Genomic DNA, 11,181 nt, shown 5'->3' with positions numbered 1-11,181 from the left:
CCAGCGAGTGAGAGAGCGAGGGTGCTTGTGAGCGCTTCATGAGCCCGTGGCGATTTGCGCGCTCGCCGAGCGACGAACGAGCGTTTTGGCGGAAAGGGGGCGCGCCTTTCTTCTCCCCCATCTTCTTTTGGCGCGAAAAGAAGATGGGGTCCGGGGCGCGGGGCGGGATTAGCCCCGCAACTATCCAATTACATTAATGTTTTATCTGTTATGGTGGGCAGTGCCCACCTTACACGGCTACACGGCTACACGGCTTTCCAAGAACCCCAGTACACAAATATTCCAACAATTGATAAAATAGATAACAATATAAACAAGATAAATATTACCATGTAAAGGGTTGGGGTTTGTTTTTTATCAAAAGCCAAGCCGCAAAAAATTATTTGTTCTGTGACTTTAGACATGACAATTTCAGACGAAGCTAAAATTAATAGAATTACCGATATGCACATAGCAACCAGATCTTTGTTTTTATTGCCATATACCAAAGAAGCATACATTATTATTGCTATTGATATAATTGCTAAAACATTTTGAACTGTTCTAATGTTCTCCACTATTCGGCTACGCATGGATACCTCCTAGTATGCAGGTCGGTTTGCGCGGAGCGAAAAACCGACAAACAAAATAAGGAATTGCCGGATTTTCACGCTGTTCAATCCGGCCGACACGGCTTCTCATCCTACTCGCCCTCTTCTCCTGCTGTCAAAAAGCTCTTCGCCTGCGCGCCCCTCTTCACAATTTAGCGGTAAAATTATCCTTCCGGGGTTAAAATCACCGCTCTTTCAGAGGAGTCTTTAGTGAAGGGAACTATTGTTAACACCGGGGCGGTGCTGGCCGGGGGAGTGCTCGGCGCGCTTCTCGGGTCGAGGGTTGAAGAGCGCTTCAAGACGACCATTCTCCACGCTCTCGGCGTGGCGGTGATCTACATCGGCCTTCGGATGGCGCTGAGCGCGAAAAGCGAGCTTCTGGCCGTAGGCTGCATCCTCCTCGGAGCGGTGACCGGGGAGATGCTTCGCATCGAGGACAGGGTCTGCCTTGCGGGAGAGTGGCTGAAGGGGAGGTTCAGAAGCTCTTCGCCCACCTTTTCGGAGGGGTTCGCCGCCGCCTCGATACTCTACGTCACCGGCGCGATGGCGATTATCGGCGCGATAAAGGACGGCGTCTACGGCGACCCCTCGGTGCTTTACGTCAAGGCGCTGCTGGACGGCTCCGCCTCGATAATCTTCGGCTCGGCCCTCGGCATAGGCGTGGCGGCGAGCGCGCTGAGCGTACTTCTCTATCAGGGCGCGTTCACCCTGCTGGCCGGGCAGCTAACCTTCCTTGAAGACCCGGCGGTGCTTTCGGCGGTCAACGGCACCGGAGGGCTGCTGGTGCTGGCCATAGGAATCAACCTTCTCGGCATCGTGAAGATACGCACCGGGAACCTGATTCCGGGACTCTTTTACGCCATAATATTCGCCCTCAATTTCGGATAACGGAGCACCGTCTTGCGAAAACTCTTCTTTACCCTTCTCCTTCTGCTTCTCGCTCTGCCATTTTCCGCCCTGGCGGAGGAGAGCGGCTGGCAGAACTACTCTTTCAAGATCGACGGGACATACTCGGTGAGAAAGACCGGTCCTTCGGAACTGGTGATCTATCGGGGAGAAACACCCCTGCGCCCCGGCGGGGACGCGGGGCCGCTGATGGCGCTTTTTGTGACGGAAACCTTCGTCTACGGCAAGCACTACGCCCTGAAAGAGGGGAAGCCGGACGACAAGCGGAATATCTACTCCATCGTCCCGAGAGACGGCGGCGAACCGGCGGGGCCGCTGGACGAGGCAGCCTTTCTGGAGAAGGCGGGCGGGCAAAAGGAGTGGGAGACCGTAAGGCAGACCTACAAGAGGGCTCTTCGCGAGGGGCGGGCCGACTACTCCGAGGTCGACCGCTACTTTTTCGGCCAGCTCGGCTTCACGCTGCTGAAGCTCCCCTACATAACCCTCTACAGCTTCCTGCCGGGCTTTCTCATCAGCTTCTATCTGCGCTCGAAGGGGAAAGCGCGGCCGGTGATAAAGGGCTGGCTCTATACCCTCTGCACCATCCTTTCGATCTTCTTCCTCGTAGCGTTCGCCGGCTGGCTCGACATGAGATTCTTTTAGGCGATGTACTTCGACACCCACCTTCACCTTGACTACGAGCCCTTTTTCAGGGAGCTTCCCACCGTAGTCGAAAGGATGAAGGCGGCGGGGATAAGCGGCGCGGTCAACGCCGCGATTAACGTTGACTCGTCAAAAAAGGCGCTCTCCATCCACAAAAAGTATCCCTTCGTCCTCCCCGCCGCCGGGCTCCACCCGTTATACTTGAAGGGCCGCGAACCCCTGGCCGAGCTTTCGGCGCTCCTTCGCGCCGGAGGGTTTCGCGCCGTAGGAGAGACGGGGCTGGATTTCTGGAACGGGCGTGAAAACGAGGAGCTTCAGAGGGAGTGCTTTCACTTTCAGGTGCTGCTGGCCAAGGAGCTTCGCCTGCCGCTCCTTCTTCACATCCGCAAGGGTTTTTACGAAACGCTTTCGGTAATGCGCGAGGCGGGCTATCGCGGCCCCGCCGTCTACCACAACTTCACCGGCTCGCTCGACATGGCGAAAAAGGCGCTGGACGCCAACCTTTACCTCTCCATAGGCGCGACAGTAACCTACCCGCGCAAGGAAAACCTCCGCAGGGTGGTAAAATTCATCCCGGCGGACCGCCTCCTCGTCGAGACCGACGCGCCCGACCTCCCGCCCTGGAGTAAGAAGGGGGAGCTTCACGACCCGGCGGACCTTCCCGAGACCGTACGCGCCTTGGCCGAAGCGCTCGGCGTGAGCGGGGAAGAGCTGGCCGAAACCACTTCAAGCAACGCCCGAAGGCTGTTTTTGGGAGAAGAATGATGGATATGCACGAACGGACGAGGATGCTCATCGGAGAAAAGGGGCTGAAAAAACTCTCCGAAGCCAGCGTCATAGTCTTCGGCCTAGGCGGCGTGGGCGGGGCTGCGACGGAATTTCTGTGCCGCGCGGGCGTCGGCGCGATAACGGTTGTGGATTTCGACAAGGTGAAGGAGTCCAACCTCAACCGCCAGCTTATCGCGCTTCGCTCGACGGTAGGCAGGCCCAAGGCCGAGGTGATAACCGAGCGCCTCCGCGAGATAAACCCCGGGTGCGCAGTTACTCCCGTGGAGGATTTCTTCGCCCCCGACACCGCCGAAAACTTCGACCTTCCCGCGTTCGACTACGTCCTCGACTGTATAGACAGCCTGAACCCCAAGGTAGAACTTATCGTCCGCTGCAAAACCCTCGGGGTGCCGCTGGTCGTATCCACCGGCGCGGGGGGCAGGATCGACCCCACCGGCGTCAGGGTCTCCGACCTCTTCGCCACCCGCAACTGCCCGCTGGCGAGGCACCTTAGAAAGCGCCTCCGCTCACGGGGCATCTCCGGCCCCATCCCCGCCGTCCACACCGACACCCCGGCGCTGGTCAGCGAGCCGCTCGAACCCAAAGCGGAAGACTTTCACCGCGGCAGGGCGCGAAGCCCCGTCGGCTCGATCTCCTACCTCCCCGTAATCTTCGGCGCGGTGATGGCGGGTCATGTGGTCAAGGAGCTTGTCGAGGAAAAACAAGAGGGGTAGGTTTCGTCTCACCACCCGCCGTACATTTCCATCCTTCGCGGCAATCAAAAATATCCAATAATAACGGCTACTTGCGGTTTTGCAAAACCGTCTAATTATCAATTATCAAAAAATTGATAGCAAATTGATAGTTCGATGGTTGCAAAATATCAATTTTACAATTATCATTATTTTTCAAATTGATAATTAAACGACGGAGCCGGTCATGAAAATGCCTGTAGCGCCGCCCGGGCCGGATGCCGGGGACTTTGTAAGACTGCTGGACCACCCCGGAATATTAGAAGTCGAACCTGAGGGAAAGTATCTCCACTGGGACGAACTCCGGCACAGAAAACCGCCCGAGGGGGTCTCCAGCGAAAAGTGGTGGTGGGCGGTAAAAATCGCCCGCAAATTCACTCTCAAAAACTACCCCCTGAAGGACAAGGAAGGGAATTTTTTCAAATTCCTTCAGCCCGACTCCATCGGCAACCGCCTGCGCCTTCTGGAACGGAAGACCGCCGGAGCCCTGTCCGGTGTCTGCCCCGACGCCAACGTTTCGATAAGGGACAACTTCATCGTCTCCTCCCTTTTCGAGGAGTCCATAACCTCCAGCCAGCTCGAAGGAGCCGTTACCACCACCGACGTGGCGAAAAAAATGCTGCTGGAGCAGCGGGAGCCCCGGAACAAAAGCGAATGGATGATACTCAACAATTACCGGGCGATGGAGTTCATCCGGGGTAACGCGAAAGAAAAACTGACTCCGGAACTGATACTCGAACTCCATTCCGTCGTCACCCACAACACGCTGGACAACCCGAAGGACGCGGGAAAGCTGCGGAAAACCGACGACATAGTCGTTCAGGACAGCCTGACCGGCGAGCGCCTTCATACTCCTCCGGGAGCGGACACGCTCAGGGAACGGCTCAGGGACCTTTGCGCCTTCGCCAATGCGCCCGACGACAGCTCGCCGTTCGTCCACCCCCTGATACGGGCGATTTTAATTCACTTCCAGCTCGCCTACGACCATCCCTTCGTTGACGGCAACGGCAGGACCGCCCGCTCCCTCTTCTACTGGTCGGCGCTGAACCGGGGCTACTGGCTGATGGAATACCTCTCCATCTCGGCGGAGATAAACAGGGCCAGGGCAAAATACTATCGCGCTTTTCTCTACACGGAGACGGACGAGGGGGACGCCACCTACTTCATAATGAATCAGCTTGAAACGATCGAGCGCGCTTTAAAGAGATTCGAGGAGAAGGTCGCAAAAAAGACTGAGGAGACGAAAAGGGCGAAGGACCTGCTTTCCGGGTTCGCGAGGAACCTGAACTCAAGGCAGATAGAGCTTTTGCGTCACGCGCTTAGCCACCCCGGCGCCGAATACTCGATAAAAGAACACCAGACCTATCACAACCTCGCCTACGCCACGGCCAGAAGCGACCTTCTTGAGCTTGAGCGGATGGGGCTTTTAACGATGGTGAAGACCGGGCGCAAGTTTCATTTCCTCGCCCCCTCAGGCCTACCGTCAAAAATAGCGCCTAACATATAGCTGTATAATTCCGCGCTGTTGCTATTGTTTTTCATTTAGTGTCAACTTGCAACTATCAATTATCAAAAAATTGATAGCAAATTGATAGTTCGCGAGATGACTTGCCTCACTCCGGTTCAATCTCCCATTCGTAAAATCTATTCCTGGTGCCGAAGTTATCGATATTGCCGATTTGACGGGTCTTGGCGCGGGCGCTATCGTTCGGCCTGACTTTACGACCGGACTTTACCCAAACAAAGGTGCGCCATGAAAAGATTTTTGAACGCCTCGCTCGTCCTCCTCTTCGCCCTTACCCTAAGCGCGTGCGCGGGAATCGGCAGCAAGATCGGCACTTCGCCCAGCGGCCTTGAACTTCCCATCGAGAAAGCTTCCCTAAAACTGTTGGACGACGCCAAAGACGGCGGCTACAAGCTCGTTAATACCGAAGAGTTGTACAAATGGACTGCAGAGAAGAAGGACATGATTATCATCGACGTGCTTCCGAAGGATGAGTACGACAAGGGCCACATCCCCGGCGCGGTCAACAGCCCCCTGCCCAAGACCGAAAAGGAGCTTACCCCCTTCGACACCGAATCCGTCGTGAAAACCGCCGGAAGCGACAAGGAAAAGCCCGTCGTGCTGTATTGCGGTTTCGTGGCGTGCCGGAGGAGCCACCTGGGCGCGAAAATCCTTGCCGAAAACGGTTTCAAGAGCGTCAACCGCTACCCCGCCGGGATAACCGGCTGGAAGGAAATGGGGTATCCTTTGGAGAAGTAGGAACGCCAAGAGGCTTCAAAAGGCCGCCGGGATATGGGCGGCCTTTTTTGCTTTCACGGCGGACAGGCCGGACCGGAGGCAAGGATGCCGGATACAAAAGGTGGAAGTTGGTTTGACCGTACGGTGCTTTTCGCGCTACTGGCCCTCCTGACGCTGGCGGCTGACGGCTGCGGGAGAAACACCGTGAGGAGCGATGAGATAAACAAAGAGATCGACGTCTTCGGCGTGACCCTCCTCTCGCGGGAAGACCTGAATGTTTTAAAGGGCGTGAAGGCCGCCTCCGAGCCCTGCCTTAAGGGCTGCGTCTACATTTTCGACTCCCTGGATGTCTCGATAGGATATGGCCACGACGGCGTCGTGAGGATGATCACGTCGCACAACCCTAAGAACAGCATCTTCGGAATCTCTCCCGGCAACGAGTTCGCCGCCGCAAGGGAAAAGATACTTCTCGCCGGTTTCGCGCAGGGGTTGACCCCCTACAAATTCACGAAGGAGATCTACCTGCTGACCTTTCTGGTGAACGAAAGCGGAATGGTCTTCGGCATCTCGTTGGAAATCATCGATTAGGAGCATCAAGGCTTTTCAGAGTATCCAGAGAGCGGGAAAACGTCGCGAGAAGCCCCGGTTTCAAGGAGTCGCGGAGCGAGAGGGCGAGACAGTAGCAGCGCTACGGCGAGCACTTGAGCGAGCACACGACACAGAAAACGGGGCTCGCAGCAGTTTTCAGGCCTATGCGGTCATCTGACCAGAGCTTCGTGTGAATATAGGGCTGATCATGTAGACAACCGAAACCACGAAAACCACGGCCATCGGCTCGCCAAAATCCATCCTCTTTACGGCGTGGGCCAGCATTAAGGTGAAGACGCCCAGGATCAGAACTCTGGCGAAGAGGGGGACTTTCGGCAATATCGAGCGACCGAAGTGCGGGTAGGGTATGCTTGAGACCATCAGCAGCGAGGAGGCTACAACCATTACCGCCCGCATCCACTCGGCTTCCAGAAAGATGCAGGCGCTTCCCGCGAGGAGCGCGCCGCCGGGGCTCGGCATTCCGCAAAACCACTCGACCCCTCCCTCTACCCCAGCCTTTCTCTTCCTGATTATGAAGCGGACGAGCCGGAAGATCGTGCAGAAGGTGTGCAGTATCCCGAGAGACCACCCGAAGGCGGGACTCTTGAAGGAGTAGGCGACCATGAGGCCGACGGTGCCGCCGAAGCTGGTCCCGTCGGCTATGTCGTCAAACATCTCCCCCTTCGGAGTCGATCCCCACCGCTCCGCCGCCCGCCCGTCGAAGAGGTCGAGAAACTGGCCGAGGAAGACGAGGCCGAAGGCGTAAATAAGCGGCTTCCCCATTAGTATCGTCACGATGCCCGCGATACCGCAGACCATGTTCATCAGGCTGAGTATGTTGGCGTACCAGTAATTGGGGATAATCTTGAAGGCCACGGAGCAAAAGGCCAGACCGATGCAAAACCCCATCAGAGGGCCTAGAACCCGCGAGTGGGGGAGCGGGCCGTAGATTATTTCCAGCACGGTGGCGATGAGGAGGACGACGACGAGAAAGGTCTTGGCTTTGCCGAAGAGGTTGGCAGCCTTGTTTTCCACCACGAGGCGCGACATCTGCCCGAGAACGTCAAGGGCGATGAAAACAATGACGGCGGTGGGATCCAGAAACCCCTTCCACGCCATGTAGGCGAGGGCGGGTATGTACATGAGCTTGTCGGAAAGAGGGTCGATGGTCGCGCCCTTCTCCGTGCTCAGGTTGCAGCGCCGCGCAATGTCGCCGTCGGTGAGGTCGGTTATCATCCAGAAGGAAAAGATCCAGATGGCGAGGCGCGGATAACCCAGATGCAGGGTGTAGACCGAGAGTATGCCCATCGGGAAGCGGTAGAAACTGATGGCGTTGGGATGGAGCCACGACTTTGACCGCACCCACTCGCAGCGCTTGTTGGTCGCCAGCAGATAGCTCATGGCCACGCGCTCGGCGACGAACATGAGGATGATCGGCCAGCCGGTTTCGAGCATTATCTTGAAATAGATTTCCATTATCCCTCTAACACTAACACGGCTTCGGCTTTTGACGCTGAGCTTCGTCGCTACTCGCTCGCGCTCCTTGACGTAGTCACGCTACTGTCTTCGTCGCGCGCCCTGCGGACTCCTTGCCCTTCGCCGAAATAGTTTGCCGTTTTTTTTCTTTACAATAAATGCGCTGCCTCCTGGAATACCGATCAGGAGGTTGCTTTAAAAACGTCGCGAGAAGCCCCGTTTACAAGGAGACGCGGGCGAGACGCGAGGCAGTATCGTCAATACGTTGAGCGTTGAGCGAGCACGCGACGCAGTAAACGGGGCTCGCAGCAGTTTTTAAAACAACCTCAGACATAATAGGTTAAAACCATCACCTTTCCAACCCGCAAAGGATTTTCTCCACCTCGCCCTCCTCCGGCGAGAGGAGAAAGGCGCTCTCCCACATGGTCTTCGGCTCCATGCAGAGGTAGAGGGGAACCTTTCCCCTGCCCAGCGAGCCTACGCGCTCCCTGAAGAAGCGGTAAGCCTCCCTGCGCAGCGGCCAGAAGTAGCGCATCTTGCCGTCGTCGCAGTCGATTATCTCGTCGAAGTAGATTCTGCCGGAACGCAGTGCGTACCCCCACTGGTCCAGAAAGCGCCGGGGAAAGCGCAGCGAGCCCACGCTTATCCAGGCGATTTTTTCCGGCGGCGCCGAGTCGAAGAGGTTTTCGATGAGCCTCCCGTACTCCTCGCGCCAGTTGCCGTGAATTATCACCGGGTCGAAGTGAAAGCCAACCGAAAGCCCGGCCGAAACCGCCTTTTTCGCGGCTTCGAGCCGCTCCCGAAGGGTCGCGGCGAGGGGTTCGTCGCTCGTGGCGAAGGCTTCCGGGTTGACCGACCACGCGGGGACGACGTTTCTGGGAGGCGAGCAGGCCAGCAGCGGCTCGATTACGGCGGATTTGGTCTTCAACTCCACCAAGACATCGGGGAACTCTTTGGCGAGTTCGCTCATGAAACGGGAGTGGCCGGTTATCCCGTCCAGGGCCAGGGAATCGGTGAATTCCCCGGTCCCGACGCGGAAGCGCCCGAGCTTCGCCGCTTTCAGTCTGAATTCCTCCCTCGCCTCTTCGAGGTTGCAGTAGAGGGTCAGCGGGAGGTCGGGCGCGTAAAAACGCAAAAAGCAGTAGGAGCAGGCAAAGGGGCACTGAAAGCCGAGGGTGAAGATGCGGTAGCCGCACCCCACCGCGCCCGGCGTGCAGGGGCAATCCTTGAAAAAGGTTCCCCGCTCGCGGGTGAGGTGGAGCGAGGTCTTCCCCTTCGGAATCTCCTCGCCCTCTTCGCGGACTTCTACGGGAACATCCGGGGGGAGCGTCGAGAGAACCCTTTCCGTGAAGGGAAGATGCAGAACATCACGGTCTACCGCGACTTTCTTTATCAAAAGCTCATTCATTCCAAGTACTTCAGAAGGGGGTCGAGGTCTCCGGCAGAAGCTTTTTTCTCCACCTCTTTTGCGGCTTTCGAGAGCTCTTCGAGGCTGCCGAAGGAGATTATGAGGCGCAGTTTCCCGCCCTCGAACCCCTTCGAGTGCTCGACCCGGACGTTTGCGGGGAGGTCGGCCAGCTTCGCGTCATCGAGAAAGGACGCCGACCACCCGGCGACGGTTGGATAGCGAAGGGAAAACACCTTTTCGCGGAGTTGGTCGCCGTCGCCTTTAAAATCGTAAAGCTTCTCCCTTTTCGCCCACTCTTTGACCGTTATCCCCTCGCGCCACGCGCACTCAAGAAGCTGCCGCGCGAGGTCGTGGAACTTGTTCTGCCCGATGCGGAGTCCCCGCGTCAGTTCAAGGACCGTCAGCGCGTCCCCGCGGGGAGCAGAAGCGAGTATGCGCACCCCCCGGAAGGGAATCTCCCCCTTCGCGAAACGCAAAAGCTCCTCTTTGGGAAGACCGGCGACGAAAAGGGGGTCGTCCATCGCTCCGGGGCGCGGCGGAAGTCCGAGTTTTTCGAGTACGCCGCTTCGGGCCAGCGTTTCGGCGTCCTCGCCGGTCCGCTCCATTCTTTTTTTAAGGTACAGGCAGATTTCAGCGGGGTTGAGCACGCCGGAGGCGAGAGCTTCTTCCAGCAGCAGGTCGAAGAGGGAGCTTTCATCGCCCTTGAAGACGGCGCAGGGCGCTTCCTCCATTCCGGCCTCTTTGAGTGCGCGAAGTCTCGCCGACCCCGAGGCTACGAGATACCCCTCGCCTTCGTGAAGGACCAGCAGAGGGCGCAGGAGCCCGTAGCGCGCCACCGACTCCGCCAACGCTTTTTGGTGTTCCTCTCCCTTCGCCGAAAAGGAGTAAATCTCCTCCCCGGAGCGCAGGAGTTCAACGGGCAGAGTTTTCAGCCCTGAAGTTTCGCCAGACAAAAGAGCGCCTCCTTCCGGGAGTGAGAGAATATCTCGGAGCGTTCGACGTTGCCGCGCTTTAGCGCGCCTTCGGCGACGATGTGCGATTTTTCGGCTATGGCCTTCAGCGCCTCGATCCTCCAGTCGCCCCTCACCTCTTCGTCCAGGGCTATCTTCCAGAGCGCCGCCACCCGGTAGCGATCCTGCGCGAAGTGTATGGCGGAAAGCTGCCCTTCGTGGCCGTTTCTCTTTATTATCAGCTTTTCTTCGACGAGGTGGACGCTATGGCGCGAGGTAAGGCGCAGCCACAGGTCGTAATCCTCGCAGGCGGGCAGAGATTCATCGAAACCGCCCGCTTTCATGAATGCTTCGCGCCGTATAACCGCCGAAGAGGGGCTTATGATGCAGAGGGGGATGCAGTGGGGAAAGATCCACCCCGAGCGCTTGGCGTGGTGGGAGCAGGGGTTGGCCCATTTGCCGCGCCTGTGCCATATCTCTTCGGTGTAGACCAGCGCCGCCTCGGGATGCTCTTCGAGCGCCTTTCGCGAAAGGCGAAGTTTTTCTTCTGTCCAGAGGTCGTCCGAATCGAGGAAGGCCAGAAACTCACCGCGCGATTGGCCGACGCCGGTGTTCCGCGCCGCGGAGACGCCCCGGTTTCCCTGCCGGATGACGCGAAGGCGCGGGTCTGCGAAGGTCTCCTCAAGAAAGGCTGCGGTGGAGTCCTCGCTGCCGTCGTCAACCACTATTAGCTCAAAATCGTCAAAGGTCTGGGAGAGGACGCTTCTGACGGCCTCGGCCGCGAATTCTCTTCTGTTGAAGGTCGGAATTATGGCCGAAACGGCGGGTGCTCTTTTCATCGTCGAAAGGATATCAGCAT

The 11,181-nt window shown here is 57.6% G+C and carries 12 protein-coding genes; 7 read left to right on the top strand and 5 right to left on the bottom strand.

All coding sequences use genetic code 11. From position 1 onward, the window contains the following. Window positions 1–245: 245 nt before the first annotated feature. Complete coding sequence (locus EPN96_10380; GenBank protein ID TAL16246.1) at window positions 246–572, bottom strand: hypothetical protein; 327 nt, start codon at window positions 570–572, stop codon at window positions 246–248. Window positions 573–800: 228 nt separating this feature from the next. Here EPN96_10380 and EPN96_10375 point away from each other — a divergent pair, with 228 nt between their 5' ends. From EPN96_10375 to EPN96_10345, 7 genes are all read left to right on the top strand, one after another. Beyond that, window positions 801–1,478 carry a DUF554 domain-containing protein gene (locus EPN96_10375; protein TAL16245.1) on the top strand — a complete coding sequence of 226 codons (678 nt, stop codon included), beginning with the start codon at window positions 801–803 and terminating at the stop codon, window positions 1,476–1,478. A 12-nt stretch (window positions 1,479–1,490) separates the two neighbouring features. Beyond that, window positions 1,491–2,138 carry a hypothetical protein gene (locus tag EPN96_10370; protein TAL16244.1) on the top strand — a complete coding sequence of 216 codons (648 nt, stop codon included), beginning with the start codon at window positions 1,491–1,493 and terminating at the stop codon, window positions 2,136–2,138. 3 nt (window positions 2,139–2,141) lie between these two features. Continuing rightward, window positions 2,142–2,903 carry a TatD family deoxyribonuclease gene (locus EPN96_10365; GenBank protein TAL16243.1) on the top strand — a complete coding sequence of 254 codons (762 nt, stop codon included), beginning with the start codon at window positions 2,142–2,144 and terminating at the stop codon, window positions 2,901–2,903. Next, window positions 2,900–3,640, top strand: a complete 741-nt coding sequence (locus EPN96_10360) for a tRNA threonylcarbamoyladenosine dehydratase (GenBank protein ID TAL16242.1) — start codon at window positions 2,900–2,902, stop codon at window positions 3,638–3,640. The genes EPN96_10365 and EPN96_10360 overlap by 4 nt, the downstream gene beginning before the upstream one ends. A 205-nt stretch (window positions 3,641–3,845) precedes the next feature. Continuing rightward, window positions 3,846–5,165: a Fic family protein gene (locus EPN96_10355; protein ID TAL16241.1), complete on the top strand. Its 1,320-nt coding sequence runs from the start codon at window positions 3,846–3,848 to the stop codon at window positions 5,163–5,165. Between the two features lie 246 nt (window positions 5,166–5,411). Continuing rightward, window positions 5,412–5,921: a rhodanese-like domain-containing protein gene (locus EPN96_10350; protein ID TAL16240.1), complete on the top strand. Its 510-nt coding sequence runs from the start codon at window positions 5,412–5,414 to the stop codon at window positions 5,919–5,921. Window positions 5,922–6,005: 84 nt separating this feature from the next. After that, complete coding sequence (locus EPN96_10345) at window positions 6,006–6,488, top strand: hypothetical protein (GenBank protein ID TAL16239.1); 483 nt, start codon at window positions 6,006–6,008, stop codon at window positions 6,486–6,488. Between the two features lie 162 nt (window positions 6,489–6,650). Here the strand turns inward: EPN96_10345 and EPN96_10340 are convergent, their stop codons facing one another. From EPN96_10340 to EPN96_10325, 4 genes are all read right to left on the bottom strand, one after another. Further along, window positions 6,651–7,964, bottom strand: coding sequence for a CDP-diacylglycerol--glycerol-3-phosphate 3-phosphatidyltransferase (locus tag EPN96_10340; GenBank protein TAL16238.1), 1,314 nt, complete (start codon window positions 7,962–7,964; stop codon window positions 6,651–6,653). Between the two features lie 349 nt (window positions 7,965–8,313). Beyond that, window positions 8,314–9,372: a hypothetical protein gene (locus EPN96_10335; protein TAL16237.1), complete on the bottom strand. Its 1,059-nt coding sequence runs from the start codon at window positions 9,370–9,372 to the stop codon at window positions 8,314–8,316. Beyond that, window positions 9,369–10,484: a hypothetical protein gene (locus EPN96_10330; GenBank protein TAL16236.1), complete on the bottom strand. Its 1,116-nt coding sequence runs from the start codon at window positions 10,482–10,484 to the stop codon at window positions 9,369–9,371. Before EPN96_10330 ends, EPN96_10335 begins: the two co-directional genes overlap by 4 nt. Beyond that, on the bottom strand, window positions 10,301–11,161 hold the full coding sequence (locus EPN96_10325) for a glycosyltransferase (protein ID TAL16235.1): 861 nt from the start codon (window positions 11,159–11,161) through the stop codon (window positions 10,301–10,303). The genes EPN96_10330 and EPN96_10325 overlap by 184 nt, the downstream gene beginning before the upstream one ends. Between the last annotated feature and the right edge of the window lie 20 nt (window positions 11,162–11,181).

The organism is bacterium, from assembly GCA_004322275.1.
In the GTDB taxonomy this organism is placed as follows: domain Bacteria; phylum Desulfobacterota; class Deferrisomatia; order Deferrisomatales; family BM512; genus SCTA01.
This window is presented reverse-complemented; position numbering and strand designations above follow the sequence as displayed.

Excerpts from the sequence above, each read along its gene's own strand:
- EPN96_10345 (TAL16239.1), top strand. The coding sequence starts at position 6,006 with ATGCCGGATACAAAAGGTGGAAGTTGGTTTGACCGTACGGTGCTTTTC.
- EPN96_10355 (TAL16241.1), top strand. The coding sequence starts at position 3,846 with ATGAAAATGCCTGTAGCGCCGCCCGGGCCGGATGCCGGGGACTTTGTA.
- EPN96_10325 (TAL16235.1), bottom strand. The coding sequence starts at position 11,161 with ATGAAAAGAGCACCCGCCGTTTCGGCCATAATTCCGACCTTCAACAGA.
- EPN96_10360 (TAL16242.1), top strand. The coding sequence starts at position 2,900 with ATGATGGATATGCACGAACGGACGAGGATGCTCATCGGAGAAAAGGGG.
- EPN96_10365 (TAL16243.1), top strand. The coding sequence starts at position 2,142 with ATGTACTTCGACACCCACCTTCACCTTGACTACGAGCCCTTTTTCAGG.
- EPN96_10350 (TAL16240.1), top strand. The coding sequence starts at position 5,412 with ATGAAAAGATTTTTGAACGCCTCGCTCGTCCTCCTCTTCGCCCTTACC.
- EPN96_10340 (TAL16238.1), bottom strand. The coding sequence starts at position 7,964 with ATGGAAATCTATTTCAAGATAATGCTCGAAACCGGCTGGCCGATCATC.
- EPN96_10335 (TAL16237.1), bottom strand. The coding sequence starts at position 9,372 with ATGAATGAGCTTTTGATAAAGAAAGTCGCGGTAGACCGTGATGTTCTG.
- EPN96_10380 (TAL16246.1), bottom strand. The coding sequence starts at position 572 with ATGCGTAGCCGAATAGTGGAGAACATTAGAACAGTTCAAAATGTTTTA.